Raw genomic sequence first — 17,106 nt, 5'->3', positions numbered from 1 at the left:
CCAATTCCTTTAAGACAATGATTTAACAAAATGACAGATACTCGAAAAGATGTGCAGTATACTCTTCTCCCAATAGGGCCTGTAATAAAGGCTCCACTTGCTCCAGATATTCGGGCTTGGTTTCATAGGTTTCTTCATCTTTCACTTCCCCGGCATAGCTCCGTGCCGCTTCGATCAGGATAGCTAGTGCACTGAAAAAATCAGACAGCGAATCAGCGACACGATTGGCTTCTCCACCTGTAAAAGCGGCATATACGGGAGAGTTCGGTGCTTCCACATCTACAATAATCGGATCATCGTTCACATTTGCGATGACGACGTGATTTTTTGGCCAAGTGGAGGCCTCCTCATAAGGTTCATTCATGCCAATCCAGCGGTAACCTAGTTGCTGACGGTGCAGATGTTCAGGTGCAACGAAGGAGATCAGTGCGGCATCACCGATCTCGACGGCGGCATTTTTCATTTTGAGTGTACCTTCAGCTTCCGCATCCATCATTTCATAATGACTGTACAGATACTGAAGTTCTGGAGAAAGAGGTACTCGCGGATCGACTTCTGGTTGGTGATGTTGTTCGCGAGGACGCAGATCATGATTTTGGAAAAGTCCATAAGCTTCATTATATAAATCCTGCTGTTCCACAAAACGGCTCAAGGCCGCATCCAGTTGTTGCATGGTGTCTGATTCCTCCTGGTAAATTGGTTTAGTACTACGCCGATCCAGTTGATTCTTGGCTATACGCATTATACTATATCAAAGATAAATTCGAAAAAACTTTTGAATACGTTTACATTATTTCGTGAACATGATATAATTTCATTCAAATAAGGATTGTTACTGCTTCGGGCAGGCAAAACCTGAACACACTATGCGTGGACTTTGTGCCATTCGTATTGATGTTCGGGTTTTTTTGCATTCTACGGTCCATATTAAGGATAGAAAACAGAGGACGTACTTATCCCGACACCAACATCACGCTGTACACAAGAAAGGGGAGCATTATGAACAAGAGAAAATGGTTAAACGGTTTTGCCGCAGGTTGTCTCAGTATAATTCTGGTGATTAGTGGATGCGCATCCAAAGCACCGCAAACCGCGAGTGACACACCGAATCAGGCAACAGAGCAGACGGGAAATGAAACCCAGGAACCTGCAACCAACCAAGCTGCCAAAGGCAGAACGGTGATTACAACCGACGGTGAAGTGGATGATATGAACTCGGTCATTCGTTTCTTGCTGTACTCGAATGAGATGGACCTCGCCGGAATTGTACTGACCAGCTCCGTGTATCATTATGCTGGAGATGAGGAAGCGGGGATAAAACCGTTCCGCTGGACAGGCACACAATGGGTGTATGACATGATCGATGCCTATGGCGAGATCTATCCGAACTTGTCCAAACATGCGGAGGGCTATCCGGAGCCGGAACAGATTCGAGCGATGACAAAGATCGGTAATATTTCCGATAAAGGGGAGATGGAGAAGGAAACGGAAGGTTCCGAATTCCTCGAAACTCTTTTCCTCGACGATGATTCCCGAGATCTGATTGTTCAGACATGGGGTGGCACTAATACCACAGCCAGAGCGCTGAAATCGATTGAGGAACAATACAAAGACACGGCTGAGTGGGATACGATTCGCAAAAAAGTGAGCGACAAACTGGTCCTGTATATCATTCTTGATCAGGATGATAGCTACAACGAATACATTGCGAAGAATTGGCCGGATATCCGCATTCTCAACGACCAATCCAACTTCTGGCATTTTGCCTATGCATGGAAGATGCATGCCGAAGAAGTGAACAGTAAGCTTCATGGCGACTGGATGGTCAAGAACATTCTGGACGGACATGGCAAGCTGATGGATATGTATGCGTCAATGGGTGACGGCAAGATGATCGAAGGCGAACTGGCCGAAGAACAACGTGGAAGTGCTGAATATCTCAAGAACAATCCGCAATATGACAAATACGATTTTATATCTGAGGGGGATTCTCCATCCTTCTTCTATCTGATCGATAATGGGCTACGCAGTATGGAAGACCCTTCTTACGGCGGTTGGGGTGGACGCTTTGGCGTTGTGAACGATAAGCTGTTTAGAAATAATGTGCTTGATTACGATCCCTACACCAAACGCTATGAAGCCGAATACTCTCTGATGAGATGGTTTGACGATGTGCAGGATGATTTTGCAGCACGTGCAGACTGGGCAGTTACAGACACTTACGAAGGTGCCAACCATAATCCGTCATTAACGATTAAGGAAGGGCTGGATCTGAGTGTTAGTCCTGGGGAGGAAGTTACTCTTCACGCGGAGGGCACAGACCCGGATGGAGATCAACTGACCTATACGTGGTGGAGATATTTCGAAGCGGACACATATGAGGATTCCAAAGTAGAACAGAATAAAGTTCAGCCAGAAATGGCGGGCGACCTGTTGCTTGGATTGCATCGTGACCTTGCCAAGGATGAGCAGGTGGATACGATAAAATTGCAGGGCAGTGACACCGAAGCGGTGACATTCACCGTTCCTGACGATGCCAAATCAGGCGATACCATTCATATCGTTGCCGAAGTACAGGATGATGGAGAGCATCAGTTGAAGCATTATCAACGTGTGATCCTAACCGTGAAATAAAGAAATAGAGGGGCTGTCCCAAAAGTCATCAACATGGCTGGCGGGACGCCCCTCTTATTTGTGCAGTCTAATCGAAATCGATTCGTTAGCGTTGGATGCCCGACCAGAAGACATTCCAGGTGATTGCCAAAGCTTGTTCATAGGATTGCCGTGTCTCATACACGAGCTGTACATCCAATCCATCCATCACGGTGACAAAGGCTACGGTGGCTTCTTCCGGACTCAGGCGTATATCAGGATGTCTGGTAAATACGGCTGCCAGCTCTTCCTTCAGTGTCCCGAGGTACGTTCGATATTGGGCCAGCACAAAATCATGCACCTCCAGCGGTGTGATAAAGGAAAGGATATACATAAAAGCGACGTTCGGGTGAGTCAAAAAGCGATTTTTGTGTTCATGCAAAAAGGCATATAACTGCTGTTCCAGAGTTTGGGTAACAGACTCGCTGAAGAATTGGCGTACAAACTGTTGTTCCTCCTGCACGACTTCCTCATATAACTCCAGCAATAACGCTTTTTTGGATGAATAATGATAAGCCAGGGATTGCTTGCGAATGCCTGCCTCTTCGGCAATCTGCGCCATCTTGGTCCCCTCGTAACCCAGACGATTAAAATGTTGAATGGCAATTTCTTTGATTCGTTTTTTACTCAATGTCTACCTCCAGTTGGCGAGCTGTATACCTCTGCTGTTTTTGGGAGTATACCAAATATAACAAGATATATACCACAAAAATGCCTATAGAGATAGCATACACCACCGTATAGGAAAATGCAGAAGCCACCACACCCAGGATCAACGAGCCACCGCCAATCCCGAGGTCAAAAAAATTAAAGAAGGAAGCCATCGCATTTTCATGCTCATGTTCTTCTACAAGATTCACACACCAGGTCTGAATAGCCGGGAATATGGCACCAAAGCCAAAGCCGTATAACGCGCCAGCGATCAGGAATTGAACATCACTCTGGGCGATAATCAGAACCAGTAGTCCTGCGATTGCAAACACCGCAGAAGGCAATAACACGGAGCCTGGTCCCCATCGATCAAACATTTTACCAGAGAACAGTCGGACGGCGAAGCTGGCGATGGCGACGATAAAGAAAAACCAGGCGACATTGTTGAACCCTCTTTCCGCAGCAAATAAAGCTACAAAGGACATGATTGAGCCGGCCGCAATGCCAACCAGCATGATCAACAACGAAGGGAACAGTACTTTCTTTTCAATCAACTTGACGGTCGCAGCAGGAAGGTCAGAGCTTTCGCTACCAGATAACGGTCTGGGCTTTCTGGATACAAACACGGCCATCAGAAGTGCTAACAGCAAAATGCACATGCCTCCCATAAACAGGCTCTGATAATCGTATTGAAACAACAGGCTGGTGCCGATCAGCGGACCAATGGATATAGCGACGGTTTCCCCTACCCCAAAGTACCCCATACCTTCTCCCCGGCGATCCCTGGGTATGTTTTCTGTAGCTATCGTCGCAAAATATGTCGTTGCCAAACCAAATCCAAATCCATGAATTACCCGGAACACGAGGATCATCCAGATACCTGACGATAGGTAGTATGCGCCAGTCATTAATGCACAGATGGTGATGCCAATAATCAAGAGATATTTTTTATCTATTCGAGCTGCCAAAACAGATGTGAAGGGCCGAATCAAGATGGCAGAGAACATAAATATGCCAGTAACAAGCCCAATCTGGGAAGCTTCTCCACCCAAACTTGAAACGAATAAAGGTAAGGTGGGAAGCAACATTTCAAAGGCCATGAACAATAATGCGTTGGCTAACATGATAAAAATGAATGATCTTCCCCAGAGTTGCTGAGGAGTCGGGCTGTGTGTTGAAGTAATCATGGTATTCCTCCGTAAATGTAATCTCTGTCGCGCGACATGTTGAACTGATTTTACCTGACGATAGTCAGATTGTAAAGTGCGTATCCAGAGCATGGATTAATGAGTTTTTTGTAGATGAAAGAAGTGATTAATAATTTTTAATCCATATCCCAACATTTTCCGATATAATAATCAGATAGATTGACTTAAGTGAGTACTACCTCAGAGAGGTGATATGAAATGACGATTGATGTGCTTGTAAGAAATAATGTTAAAGTTCTTGGTTCAGGTAGCCAAACGATTGTATTTGCTCATGGTTTTGGATGCGATCAGGATATGTGGCGTTACATTGTTCCAAGTTTTACGGAGAACTACCGTGTGGTTTTGTTTGATTATGTTGGATCTGGTGAATCTCAAATTAACTATTATGATGCTGGCAAATATAGCAACCTCCAAGGATACGCCCAGGATGTGCTGGAAATTATGGAAGTACTTGAACTACAGGACACCATATTTGTCGGGCATTCCGTCAGCAGCATGATTGGCATGCTGGCATCGATTCATAACCCCAAGTATTTCAAACAAATTGTTATGCTGGGGCCTTCCCCGCGTTACGTGAATGATCTTCCGAATTATTATGGAGGTTTTGATCGGAATGATATCGATGAATTACTTGAGATGATGCAGATGAATTTTATTGGATGGGCGAGTTATCTGGCACCCATTGTGATGAACAATCCGGAACGGAAAGATCTGACGGAAGAATTGGAGAAAAGCTTCTGCTCCAGAGATCCGCATATTGCGAGACAATTTGCCGAAGTGACGTTTTTATCTGATTGTCGTATTGATCTGGATCAGGCTACTGTGCCGACACTCATTCTTCAGTGCTCCGAAGACAGCATTGCTCCGGTTGAAGTAGGGGATTACTTACATGCTCATCTGAAGAATAGCCGATTGCAACAGATGACGGCCAAGGGACATTATCCGCATCTAAGTCAACCGGAAGAAACGATCCGAATGATTAAAGATTATTTGACGAGCGCATAGAACTCGGTAGAAAGGCGTTATTCCATGGATATACAATTAGATCTGGCTCCCTGTGGATACTTCTCTATCTCAGATTCGGGCATCGTACAATCGATTAATCAAACCTTGCTTGCGATGCTTGGATATGAACGCGATGAGCTTGTGGGGCAACATATTGAGTCCACCATGTCGGTGAGCAACAAGGTGTTTTTCCATACGTATTTCTATCCCTACATCCAGTTATATGGACATGTGGACGAGATGTACTTCACGTTTCGTACTCGTGATCAGCAGCCTGTTCCCGTGCTGCTTAACGGTATTCGTCAGACCCGTAACGGGGAAAGCGTGGTAGATTGTGTCGTTGTAGTCATGCGTAAGCGAATCGAACATGAGAAGGATATTTTGCATACCAAAACGAAGCTACAGGAGCTGTATCAAGCGACCCAAGAAGCGAACAAGGAGCTTGAACGATTACACGAGGAATATAAGATCAAAGAGCAGGCGCTCATTAAAGTGAATGATCAGTTGGAGACACTGGCCTCCACAGACTTGCTGACAGGACTGAAGAACCGCAGGTTTTTCCAGGAAAAAATGGTTGAAAGCTTGCTGTTGTTCCAGGAGAAAGAACGTTATTTCTCTCTTCTCGTTGTCGACATTGATCATTTCAAAAGTATTAATGATACGTACGGACATCCGATCGGAGATCTGGTACTCGGCAATCTGGCGGGGCTGCTGCAATCGGTGTCGCGCAGTACGGATGTGGTGGCGCGTTACGGCGGAGAGGAATTTGTCATCATTCTTTCGGATTGTGAAGAGGAGCAGGCGAGCGGAATCGCAGAGCGATATCGGTCACAGGTTGCTTCAGCCGATTGGGGCGAATATAACATTACCGTGAGTATCGGTGCGGCCACTGTAGTCGAGGAAGATACGGAACAGACCTTGTTCCAAAAAGCGGACAACGCCCTGTATGCCTCCAAAACAGGAGGACGAAACCGGGTGACACATGCAGCCCAGATGGTAAGAAGTTAAGGGTTGGATTGGATTAAAAAACGAGAAGGAGCTTGTGCAATATGAGGGAGATGATCCCACATGCACAGGCTCCTTTTATTTTATTTGTGTGAAATAGAATGAACTAGGGCGTGTCTGAAAATTCCGAAAGTGCACTTCAGCGAGTTTTGAGACACCTCTAATCGAACATGGGTTCCTCAGGGTTATTTTACCGTGGAGCAAGGTAGCCATACGCTTTCGCCGGAGAATTCGCCTGAAGACGGAAATCTTCGTTGGACACATCCATAAATGCCGGGTTCACATATATGGAGTGTGTATCATTGCCAGATCCCTTGATGTAAGCGGCGATGCCGGAGTAGGCTTTATTTTTCCAAACCCACAGAGCATCTTCCTGCTCACCTGGTGAGTAATAGACATTGTGGTCAAACACATTGCCGGTATTGCTAGTATATTCGTTGTATATTAGTACTTCCGAGCTGCCCGATACGAGAATGTTATGCATAAACGTATTGTTCTTCGTCCTTGATTGCATGAATAACTGTCCATTGCCTGCATTCAGCGTATCATTCCCGACCAGCGTATTGTACATAATCTTGCTATCCTCGGTAGCTCCCCGTTCCTCGTCATAACCTCCCATCGCAATGCCCGTCAGTCGGTTGGCATAAATTAGGTTATCCCTTACCGTAATTTTGCTTGTCGAACGTCCGGCATGCTCCGAGGCAATCTCAATTCCGATATCGCTCCGATATAACCGGTTCTGGTCGATGATATGATCTTTCCCGCCATCTACATAGATACCGCCCGCCGAGTTGGTATCATTGGGCAGATCTGTTCCGTAGGAGGGGTTGTCGTTGGACGTAATATCGTATACTTCATTCCCGCGCACGATACCGTTCCGTGCCTGATCGTACGTGTCGTCCTCAGACGTACCCTCGTACCCGATCAGATCAATACCAATGTTGTCGGAATCATGGATGGTATTGTCCAAAATGGCGAAGGTATCGACATTGCCGTTAACTGCGAGTGACTCGCTCGAACCAAGTATCAGATCATACAATTCATTATCCTTGACGATGATATCGCGTAAAGCTTGTGGGTGCTCTGTGCCATATATGGCAATACCGTGTGCATCTCTGCCTCGCAAATCCGGACCTTCAGGAGGTGCGTGATTAGCGATCGCGTGTATGGTGTTGCCCAACAGCTGAATATGCTCTCCTGCTCCGTGGACATAGATCCCAGTTGGAACCTGCCCCCGAAGTGTGGTTGTAAAGTTACGAATTTCGAGATTCTGAATCGTGATATAACTGGCATTTTCAATTTCAATCAACCCTTCGATCCCTCGAACGGATAGATCTTCCCCATCAATGATAACCTTCTCCTGAGGATAGCTGGAAAACAGGGTGGGATTACCTGAGGAATGACCGCTCCGGGTGATTTTGACTTTCTGATGATAGACCCCTTCACGCAAATAGATCGTGCTTCCTGGCGAAGCATGGTCGGCAGCGTGCTGTAATGTTTTCCATGGAGATTGAATGGTTCCTTTATTCGAGTCGTTTCCTTGGGGTGATATGTAACGGATGACCTGAGGATCGGACTTTTGAACAGAAACAGGTTCCTTCATGGAAGATGTATGATCCTGACAACCGGATACGAGCAGCATCAGAATCGGAATTATAAGTATAACTAAGCGAGTCAAATCGCTTCCCCCTTGCATTTAGCTTTGAAGATAGATTATAGCAGATTTGAACGGGTTAATAAGCCATGATATGCTCTTATAAAATCAGCGAGGAGAGTGCTCATGAATACATTAACTATAGCTGAATTAGTGGATCGGGAGAATCACGCATGGGAAGAACTCAAGGAACTCCTGGACAGCGGGCAAAATACATATGTGTATGTTCCAGCAAAGCAGGAGGTTGGAGAGGATACTCTCTATCGTCTGTCTCATAAGCACCAAATCCTATTTGGGAGCTGTTGCTTATGAGACAGAAGGCATTGTACTTGACCATGGCTGGATCATGCTGCTTGGTGCGGGTGGTGACAGTACATCGGGAAGTCTAACCAGTTGGAATGGTGTGAGTGAGCAACCTTGGGTAGATGTACTGGAAGGCATGATGGTCGTCGCATATGATGCGGCAGGAGGTTTCTTCGGACTGGATACAGGCAAGTATGGTCGTACGGGACAAGTCTATTATTTTGCACCGGATACACTTGAATGGGAATCGACAGAACTGACATATTCAGGTTTCATCAACTGGCTGGCGAATGGGGATCTGGAGAAGTTCTATCAGACCTTTCGCTGGAAAGGCTGGCAAGAGGATATGTCTCAGCTCCAGACAGGACAAGTGTTTGCGTATTATCCACCACTTTGGACGCAGGAAGGTGGCGGCGAGAGCAGCAGTAAATCACCTATTCACATCTTGGAAGCTTGGAAGTCCGCACTGGACGGTAAATAGTTGGCATGGTGCTTTGGGATGGAATAAGGAAAGTAACGGGTAAGTTCATGGAGTGATCTACTTCTAAAAAAAACGGAATTTCTGTTCCAAACTAAAAAAGGCTCGCGCTTGGCGCGGGCCTTTTTGTTTTGAACTTAATGATTAACTGTCCAATGTGACAGGTTTAATGCCTGAGCGTGAAGCTCTGTTGTGCCAGACGGTCAATCCGAGTGAAACAACGCAGACGAGCAACAGACAACCATACACCACATGATAAGCTTGCTCGACCGAGACTCCCGGAATGCTGTGCAGCAGCAGCCCACACACGGCTACAGACACCGAACCACCGAAGAATTGAATCATTTGTAACATGCCCATACCAGAACCAATTTGCGCTTTGGGCAGTACACGTGACGCTTCATTATTCAATGATGCCATGGAGGCTGAGAGTGCCGGTGAGAAAAAGAGATAACCACTGGTAATGATCAAGGCGGACTGATCAAGTTCGAGCATGAATAAGGCAAGGACAGCTGCGAGCAGAATGTGTCCGATGATCATAAATCGCATATTGCCATAACGGTCGATCCAGCGTCCGACGAAACGGGTACAGAATGCCGCAACGATGGCTCCAGGAGCAATCAGCAAACCAATGGCGAGCGAAGAGCGTCCATACAGATCAGCGAGCACAAGTGGCATCAAAAACAGATTGCCCAGATTCACGACCAGCACACAGAATCCGATCAGGATTAATCGGGTGTATCCTGGCGTTCGGAACACTTGTGGATTCACAAACGGCAGATTCGCTTTACGAATATACAAGAGGTGTGCAATAAGAGAGATAACGCCGATGGCAAACCAGAACCAGGATTGCTGGGTGATCGCGACGAGAAGTGTAGTTGCGTTAATGACGGTTAATATGGCGCCAATAACATCGAACGGCTGATCTGTTTTGACCGTTTCCCGTGGAAGGAAATAGAGCAGTACAGGCAGGGCGAGCAGGACAATTACCGTTATGGCAAAAAGTCCGTTCCAGCCCCAATACTCACTAATGAGTCCGCCGACAATAGGGCCAAGTCCAAAAGCCATGGCGCTGCCTGATGAGATCAGTGCGATGGCAGCTCCGCGCCGTTCCACTGGGATATAACGACTCGCAATGACGAGGCCCAGACCGGCCATAACTCCTGCACCCGCAGATTGCAAAATACGTGTCAGCAACAGAATCGCGAAGCTATGCGCGAACAATCCGAGCAACGAAGATAATCCCAGGATCAGGAGTCCAACCGTTAGCAGTTTGCGTACCGGGATGCGGTCTGACAATCGACTGTAGATCACCGTCGACAAAGCGTAACCAATCGAATAGCTTGAGATAACCCAAGACCCCAGGTCGGAGGTAATATGTAGATCTTGAATAATGACTGGCAAAGAAACATTGAACATGGTGGTGTTCATCACAACGATGAACAGGCAACATGTCCAGAGTGGCATGACGATTTTATCTTTCACGGTACCATTCCTGTCTTGGGTATGAATATGAATTCGGATTGAGCCTTGATGAAAATGTGATGAAAAGCAATATATCATTTTACACCCAAATTTATCATATGGCAATAATGTCATACTAATTCGTTCGGATGTGATGAGCATAGAAAGATATTAATAATAAACAATAGACGAATTTCCTGTATTTAACTAAAATGATCATTGAACATACATAACAGCATTAGAAACAGCAACACATAATAGCATACTGAAAATGAAGGGGATTATACCGATGACTCATACATTATTAATGTCCCACAGCGTATTTCCGACGCTTGATATGAAGCGAACCGCACAGTTTTATGAAGAAAAGATGGGCTTTCGGGTGGTCGAATATCTCGATGCCACGGAACCTCATATCTGCCTGTATCGTGATCTAACCGAGATTATTTTAACCCAAAGCAATGGACAGAAAGTTGTACCCAACAGAGAATTATATGGCTATGGATATGATGCATATTTTATTACCCAGAATCAGGAAGAGCTTCAACAGGAATTGATCAACGCAGATGTGAAAATCGTACGAGTCCTCAATCATACAGACTATAATAACAAGGAGTTTGTGATCGAGGATATCGATGGACGATGGATCGCTTTTGGCATCAAACAGGGATAATTAGATACACAAACAGGCGCACCGATCACGGGCGCCTGTTTGTGCATCATGTATACTTATGACTTTTATGCCGCAGTAACTTGTTTGCCTCGATTGCGAATCCACTTGATGACATCCATCAGAATGACGGCAGCAAGAGCGAGTCCGCCTGCGATGAGGAACTCATTCCAGCCGAACGTATCCGGGATGGCGAAGACGCCGCGTACACCTGGAATCAGTGTGATTGCATAGAGACAGAGACACACCAGGATGGAACCGAGCACGAGTTTGTTAGTCGTGAAGCCCACCTGGAAGATCGTCTGTGTGTTGGAACGTGCTGCAAATGTTTGCAGACTGCGTGCCAGAATCAGGGTTGTGAATGCCATAGCCACACTGATTTCCTCCGAGATGCCAAGTCCGATATATTGGGACACAATAACAGCCGCACCAATCAGGACACCACGCGTAATTACAGCTTGCAGGGTTCCGCCTGCGAAGATGCCTTCGTTGATATCACGCGGTTTGCGTCGCATGACATCTGGCTCGGGCTTTTCGGTACCCAAGGCAATAGCAGGCAGGGAGTCGTTCACCAGATTGATGAACAGCAGCTGAAGCGCCGTAAAAGGATTAACCCAGCCGACGATCAAGGCAAACAAAATGGCGATAATCGCGCCGAGGTTACCGGCGAACAGGTATGCGATGGCTTTTTTGATATTATCAAATACCATCCGCCCGACACTTACCGCATTCACGATGGAGACAAAGTTATCATCCGTCAGAATCATGGCAGCCGCATCCTTGGCGACATCTGTTCCGCTACCCATCGCTACGCCGATATCGGCTTGTTTCAGCGCAGGCGCGTCATTAACTCCATCTCCGGTCATGGCTGCAACTTTGCCTTTGCGTTGCCATGCACGAACAATCCGGATTTTGTTTTCAGGAGATACCCTTGCGTAAACCGAGATGTGTTCGAGTTGTTGATCCAGCTCTTCATCGGACATTTTGTCCAGCTCGGCGCCGGTAATGGCGAGATCGTCCGGTTCGGCAAGTCCGATATCCACACCGATGGCCTGAGCCGTCGTTTTGTGATCTCCAGTGATCATGATGGTGCGAATGCCCGCTTTTTTGGACTCTTCAATAGAGCCATATACCGCTTCACGCGGTGGGTCAATCATCGCTGTCAGGCCAACCAGTGTCAGATCATGCTCGTCATCAATGGTGACTTGGTTTTTATCATCGAATTTTTTATACGCATAGGCCAGCACACGGAAGGCACGTTTGGAGAAGGCTTCATTTTTTTCTTCAAACTGTGTGCGAATCTCGGGCGTGAGGGGCTGAACTTCACCGTTAATAAACACATGACTACAGCGACTGAACAGCACATCTGGTCCACCTTTGGTCAGCAAAGCCGTCTGTCCTTCAAACGTATGAACCGTACTCATGAGCTTTCGATCCGAGTCAAAAGGCAGCTCGGCTTCACGTGGGAACTGGTCACGGATTTCATTGTAATCCTTGTTCACCCGGTTGCTGAAGGCAATGAGGGCCACTTCGGTGGGGTCACCCAGTTCCTTGCCTTCCTGGTTAATATTCGAATCATTGCAGAGCACTGCAATATGTAACAAACGTCGTTCCTCTTCCGACCACTGATCGGGATCATCGGGGAATTCGTCTTTGGTGCCATGGGGAATGTAATAATCAACGACAGTCATCTTATTCTGAGTTAGTGTTCCTGTTTTATCCGTACAGATGATACTGGCAGAACCGAGCGCCTCAACGGCAGGCAGTCTGCGAATGATCGCATGTTGTTTGGCCATCTTGTTCGTACCGAGTGACAATACAATGGTCACAATGGAGGATAGCGCCTCAGGAATGGCAGCAACCGCAACAGCTACAGCAAACATCAGTGCATTCACGATGGATGGTCCGATATTTTCCGTACCTTCGGTCAACCACACACGACCAGCTTCAATGGCAAAGATGAGAATCGACAAGCCAAGGATGAAAAAGCCCAGTTTTTTGCTGAATGATTCCAACTTGCGTTGTAGTGGTGTGTTCTTGGCTTCGGCATTTTCAATTAGTTCGGCGATTTTGCCGATTTCGGTTTTGAGTGCCGTACCTGTAATGACAAGCATGCCGCGTCCATATACAACCAGTGAACCACTGAAGGCCATATTGCGACGATCTCCAATGGGCGCTTCATCCGGGATAGCATCCGCGTGTTTTTCCGCAGCTTCCGATTCTCCGGTCAGCATACCTTCGTTGATTTTCAGACTGCCTGATTCCAGAATACGCCCGTCAGCCGGGACATAATCGCCTGCGTCCAGCATAACAATATCACCGGGAACGAGCTCCCTTGCTGGAATGGTCTTTTTCTGGCCGTCACGGATGACCTTGGCTTCGGGTGCAGACATTTGTTTCAACGCGTCGAGTGAGCTCTCCGCTTTTTTGGTCTGCACAACACTGATTACCGCGTTGAGCAAAATAACCAGGAATATGATCAATGATTCAATCAGATGTCCAAGTACAACCTGTACAGCGGCTGCAATCAGCAGCACGATGACCATCGGATCTTTGAAATTTTCGAGGAACAGTTTCCAGACAGGCGTTGCATCTTTGCCTTTTAACTCGTTATATCCTGCCGTTTCAAGTCTCTTAGCAGCTTCGGAGGTCGTGAGTCCCTTGGAGGAACTCTGCACATCCTGAAGGGTTTCCTCTGCACTGTGTCTGTAATGTTGCAATTGACCAGCTCCTTGAATATTAGATTTCTCTCTGTGTATTACCCTTACGGGCAAAATCTAGAATCGTTTCATTTCCATATTTTTTATGTACACAGTATTTTTCAGAATGAGCCGAGATATGCTTCTTTTCCAATGTTATTATTTCCAGTGATGCACAGACATAACAGACATCACTGGAATGGAACTTAGAACTGGTTATAACAATGGGAAAAGTTTAGATCAGACGATAACCTGGAGGCAGGTTTCCTGTACGCTGGATTCGGCGAACCTGAGCGGCTGTTAACCGCTGATTCGTAGCGATTAATGACTCCACGTCACCTCTTCTGAGGATATCATCCAGTTCGCGAATGCTGCGATTTCCCCGCAATATATAGAAATTGTCACGAAAGCGTGACCGATCAAACAGCACAAGTGTGGCGTTCGGATTCGTCGAGAAGAATCGCAGGCTCTCAATTCCGGTTAGGACAGAATCGACATCGGCAATACCCAAGTTACCACGGTATACTCTTCGTAATCCTCTGAAATTCTCTTGACTATACACAGTCAGAGAACCAAATATAGATGTTGGATCGGAAACTGTGTGCACCATCACACTCGCTCCTATCGGGGTCTGTTACGCTATTTCATAACGAAGCGTGTTTAATCTATGTTTGGAGGGGAACCCATTATGTTTTGTTATCAGTGCGAACAGACGCCGAGTGGCGGGTGTACCGTCGTTGGGGTATGCGGCAAAAATGAAACGATCGCAAGTTTGCAGGATACGATGATCTTTGCGTTAAAAGGCATCGCTGCTTATGCAACACACGCACGCCAGTTGGGATATTCTGATCCTGAGGTGGATCGGATTACACATGAGGCATTATATATGACATTAACGAACTCGAATTTTAATGTACAAGAACATCTGGAGATGACGATGAAGGTTGGTAATGCAGCAATCCGCATTATGGACGTGCTGGATCGTGCGCACACGGACCGCTTTGGTGTACCGCAACCGATTACGGTTAGTCAGAACCAGATCGAAGGACAATGTATCGTGGTGACAGGGCATAATCTGTATGCATTGGAGGAGTTGCTTCGTCAAACCGAAGGGAAAGGAATCAACATCTATACCCACTCGGAAATGTTGCCTGCGCACGGTTATCCGGCGCTGAAGAAATATGCCCATCTCAAGGGTAATATCGGTAAAGCCTGGTACGATCAGCGTAGACTGTTTGAACAATTCCCGGGTGCTATTCTCGCAACGACCAACTGTGTCATGCCGATCAAAGGCACATATGCTGACCGCTTTTTCTCATACGAAGTGGCGGGTCTGGAGGGCGTTGCCAAAATTACAGAGGATGACTTCTCACCTCTGATTGAACGTGCATTGTCACTACCAGCGGCTAATGTACAGTCCGAGCAAGTCTTAACGACAGGATACCATCACGAGACGGTGATCGGACTTGCGCCCGAGATTATTCAGGCGGTGAAAGACGGTCATATCCGTCGATTCTTCGTTATTGCAGGCTGTGATGCACCAGGCAAAGGTGGCAACTACTATCGTGAATTGGCTACATCGTTGCCGAATGACACCGTTATTCTGACGACATCCTGTGGTAAGTTCCGCTTCAACGATGTGGATTATGGTACGGTTGGAGACACCGGCATACCGCGTTATATCGACCTGGGTCAATGCAATAATTCCGGTTCCACGGTGAAGATTGCCATGGCTTTGGCGGATGCTTTTGGCTGTACTGTGAATGAATTACCTGTCAGCATCGTACTGTCATGGTTTGAGCAAAAAGCAGTTGCGATCCTGCTCGGCCTGTTCAGCCTCGGCATTCAGGACATTCGGATTGGACCGAAACCACCTGAGTTCATATCGGAAGGTGTCTTGGATGTGCTCGTGGATATGTTTGGTCTGAAGTTAATTACAACGGCAGAAGAAGATATGAACGCGATGTTGGCACTGTCATAAGGGGAAAAGGATACAGTAAAGTATATAGGGAGTCGTGCGTAGCACGACTTCTTTGCTATGAGGATACAACATGGAGCGTATTATTGCACATGATAAGTTCTTCAGTTAGGATGGGATCAACAGCGGTATACATCACTAGTACATTGTAAAACGAAATCAATCCCTCCGTAAGGCGGTCATCCCATATGAATAAACAGGACAAGCGCAGAAATCGATACATGTTGGAGAAAGGACCTCTGGCATCTAGAGGTTATGATTGGTGGTGGCACTCTTTTACAGGCAAGAATGAACAGACAGGGGAAGAAAAATCATTTTTTATTGAGTATTTTATTATTAACCCTGCGTTGGGTGGAGAACACCCCGTATTTGGACAGCTGCCGGGCACAACGAACAAGCCTTCGTATGTCATGATCAAGGCGGGGCATTGGGGCGAAAATGCGAAACAAATCCACCGATTCTATGGTATCGATCATATGAAGATGCGTTCGGACCAGCTTGATTTGGTTGTAGGAGATTGTACGTTATCCGAAACAAGCATGAAGGGCTCGGTAGCCCTATCGAAGGAAGAAGGTGAGAAGCACCCGGAGTATATGAGCGATAGTGGGCAGATGAGCTGGGATCTTAAGATCGACAAGCAGGTTGCATTCCATGTTGGATATGGTGCCGCGAGTATGTTTCGGGCGATGAATGCCTTTGAGATGTTCTGGCACGCGGAAGGAATGAAGACGGAATATGAGGGAACCGTCATACTGGATGGTGTGACCTATACTATTTCCCCTAAAACTTCATATGGATATGCGGATAAAAACTGGGGTGGGGATTTTACAAGCCCTTGGGTCTGGCTCAGTAGCTGTAATCTGATAAGCAAGATCAGTGGCAGACGGCTGGAAAACTCCGTTTTTGATGTAGGAGGAGGTAAACCCAAAGTGTTTGGCGTTCCATTGGATCGCAAGTTGTTGATTGATTTTTATTATGAGGGTCAGAGCTATGAATTCAATTTCTCCAAATTCTGGACGTTTACCCGCACAAAGTTCGACTGCCATGAAACCGATGATGAGATTGTCTGGAACGTGTCCTCGCAAAATAGCGGATACGCCATTCAGATTGATATTTCATGTCCGAAGAACGAGATGCTGCTGGTGAATTACGAAGCTCCGAACGGGAAGAAACTTCACAATCGGCTGTGGAATGGTGGAACCGGGCGGGGAGAGATCAAATTGTATAAAAAGCAGCAGGGCAGGGTGATACTTATCGATCATCTGATGACCGCGAATGTCGGCTGTGAATACGGCGAGTATGACTTATAAATAAAGATGGAGAAGAGCCTACATACGAG

At 46.6% G+C, this 17,106-nt stretch carries 14 protein-coding genes; 7 read left to right on the top strand and 7 right to left on the bottom strand.

The window, feature by feature from the left end:
* Window positions 1-22: 22 nt before the first annotated feature.
* Entirely contained in the window at window positions 23-673 is a 651-nt protein-coding gene (locus tag MHI06_RS21690) for a hypothetical protein (RefSeq protein WP_340399061.1), read from the bottom strand.
* Window positions 674-999: 326 nt separating this feature from the next.
* Here MHI06_RS21690 and MHI06_RS21685 point away from each other — a divergent pair, with 326 nt between their 5' ends.
* Window positions 1,000-2,634, top strand: a complete 1,635-nt coding sequence (locus MHI06_RS21685) for a nucleoside hydrolase-like domain-containing protein (RefSeq protein ID WP_340399060.1) — start codon at window positions 1,000-1,002, stop codon at window positions 2,632-2,634.
* An 85-nt stretch (window positions 2,635-2,719) separates the two neighbouring features.
* On the opposite strand, the gene MHI06_RS21680 is transcribed toward MHI06_RS21685, so the two are convergent.
* Both MHI06_RS21680 and MHI06_RS21675 read right to left on the bottom strand, forming a co-directional pair.
* Window positions 2,720-3,283 carry a TetR/AcrR family transcriptional regulator gene (locus MHI06_RS21680; RefSeq protein WP_340399059.1) on the bottom strand — a complete coding sequence of 188 codons (564 nt, stop codon included), beginning with the start codon at window positions 3,281-3,283 and terminating at the stop codon, window positions 2,720-2,722.
* On the bottom strand, window positions 3,276-4,490 hold the full coding sequence (locus tag MHI06_RS21675) for an MFS transporter (protein ID WP_340399058.1): 1,215 nt from the start codon (window positions 4,488-4,490) through the stop codon (window positions 3,276-3,278). The genes MHI06_RS21680 and MHI06_RS21675 overlap by 8 nt, the downstream gene beginning before the upstream one ends.
* 219 nt (window positions 4,491-4,709) lie before the next feature.
* Here MHI06_RS21675 and MHI06_RS21670 point away from each other — a divergent pair, with 219 nt between their 5' ends.
* Window positions 4,710-5,516, top strand: a complete 807-nt coding sequence (locus tag MHI06_RS21670; RefSeq protein ID WP_169481277.1) for an alpha/beta hydrolase — start codon at window positions 4,710-4,712, stop codon at window positions 5,514-5,516.
* 24 nt (window positions 5,517-5,540) lie between these two features.
* Window positions 5,541-6,524 (top strand): sensor domain-containing diguanylate cyclase, encoded by a 984-nt coding sequence (locus tag MHI06_RS21665; protein WP_340399057.1) that lies wholly within the window; start codon window positions 5,541-5,543, stop codon window positions 6,522-6,524.
* A 187-nt stretch (window positions 6,525-6,711) separates the two neighbouring features.
* Here the strand turns inward: MHI06_RS21665 and MHI06_RS21660 are convergent, their stop codons facing one another.
* Window positions 6,712-8,199 carry a DUF5123 domain-containing protein gene (locus tag MHI06_RS21660; protein ID WP_340399056.1) on the bottom strand — a complete coding sequence of 496 codons (1,488 nt, stop codon included), beginning with the start codon at window positions 8,197-8,199 and terminating at the stop codon, window positions 6,712-6,714.
* 220 nt (window positions 8,200-8,419) lie between these two features.
* On the opposite strand from MHI06_RS21660, the gene MHI06_RS21655 reads away from it, so the two are divergent.
* Window positions 8,420-8,959, top strand: coding sequence for a DUF2625 family protein (locus MHI06_RS21655; RefSeq protein ID WP_340399055.1), 540 nt, complete (start codon window positions 8,420-8,422; stop codon window positions 8,957-8,959).
* A gap of 141 nt (window positions 8,960-9,100) precedes the next feature.
* Here MHI06_RS21655 and MHI06_RS21650 read toward each other — a convergent pair whose 3' ends face one another.
* Complete coding sequence (locus MHI06_RS21650) at window positions 9,101-10,441, bottom strand: MFS transporter (RefSeq protein WP_340399054.1); 1,341 nt, start codon at window positions 10,439-10,441, stop codon at window positions 9,101-9,103.
* Window positions 10,442-10,709: 268 nt separating this feature from the next.
* Here MHI06_RS21650 and MHI06_RS21645 point away from each other — a divergent pair, with 268 nt between their 5' ends.
* A complete protein-coding gene (locus MHI06_RS21645; RefSeq protein ID WP_340399053.1) occupies window positions 10,710-11,093 on the top strand; it encodes a VOC family protein in 384 nt (127 codons plus the stop codon).
* Between the two features lie 65 nt (window positions 11,094-11,158).
* Here the strand turns inward: MHI06_RS21645 and MHI06_RS21640 are convergent, their stop codons facing one another.
* Window positions 11,159-13,810: a cation-translocating P-type ATPase gene (locus MHI06_RS21640; RefSeq protein WP_340399052.1), complete on the bottom strand. Its 2,652-nt coding sequence runs from the start codon at window positions 13,808-13,810 to the stop codon at window positions 11,159-11,161.
* Between the two features lie 214 nt (window positions 13,811-14,024).
* Entirely contained in the window at window positions 14,025-14,399 is a 375-nt protein-coding gene (locus tag MHI06_RS21635; protein ID WP_340399051.1) for a hypothetical protein, read from the bottom strand.
* Between the two features lie 78 nt (window positions 14,400-14,477).
* On the opposite strand from MHI06_RS21635, the gene hcp reads away from it, so the two are divergent.
* Both hcp and MHI06_RS21625 read left to right on the top strand, forming a co-directional pair.
* The gene (gene hcp / locus MHI06_RS21630) at window positions 14,478-15,770 is read left to right on the top strand and encodes a hydroxylamine reductase (RefSeq protein ID WP_340399050.1); all 1,293 of its coding nucleotides are present in this window, start codon (window positions 14,478-14,480) and stop codon (window positions 15,768-15,770) included.
* Between the two features lie 185 nt (window positions 15,771-15,955).
* Window positions 15,956-17,077 carry a tocopherol cyclase family protein gene (locus MHI06_RS21625; RefSeq protein ID WP_340399049.1) on the top strand — a complete coding sequence of 374 codons (1,122 nt, stop codon included), beginning with the start codon at window positions 15,956-15,958 and terminating at the stop codon, window positions 17,075-17,077.
* Window positions 17,078-17,106: the final 29 nt, after the last annotated feature.

This window comes from Paenibacillus sp. FSL H8-0079, from assembly GCF_037991315.1.
GTDB lineage: Bacteria > Bacillota > Bacilli > Paenibacillales > Paenibacillaceae > Paenibacillus.
The sequence above is the reverse complement of the archived record's forward strand: the minus strand, read 5'-3'. Positions and strand labels throughout refer to the sequence as shown.

Coding starts and splice junctions, on each gene's coding strand:
- MHI06_RS21690 (WP_340399061.1), bottom strand. CDS start 673: ATGCAACAACTGGATGCGGCCTTGAGCCGTTTTGTGGAACAGCAGGAT.
- MHI06_RS21685 (WP_340399060.1), top strand. CDS start 1,000: ATGAACAAGAGAAAATGGTTAAACGGTTTTGCCGCAGGTTGTCTCAGT.
- MHI06_RS21675 (WP_340399058.1), bottom strand. CDS start 4,490: ATGATTACTTCAACACACAGCCCGACTCCTCAGCAACTCTGGGGAAGA.
- MHI06_RS21670 (WP_169481277.1), top strand. CDS start 4,710: ATGACGATTGATGTGCTTGTAAGAAATAATGTTAAAGTTCTTGGTTCA.
- MHI06_RS21665 (WP_340399057.1), top strand. CDS start 5,541: ATGGATATACAATTAGATCTGGCTCCCTGTGGATACTTCTCTATCTCA.
- MHI06_RS21645 (WP_340399053.1), top strand. CDS start 10,710: ATGACTCATACATTATTAATGTCCCACAGCGTATTTCCGACGCTTGAT.
- MHI06_RS21635 (WP_340399051.1), bottom strand. CDS start 14,399: ATGGTGCACACAGTTTCCGATCCAACATCTATATTTGGTTCTCTGACT.
- hcp (WP_340399050.1), top strand. CDS start 14,478: ATGTTTTGTTATCAGTGCGAACAGACGCCGAGTGGCGGGTGTACCGTC.
- MHI06_RS21625 (WP_340399049.1), top strand. CDS start 15,956: ATGAATAAACAGGACAAGCGCAGAAATCGATACATGTTGGAGAAAGGA.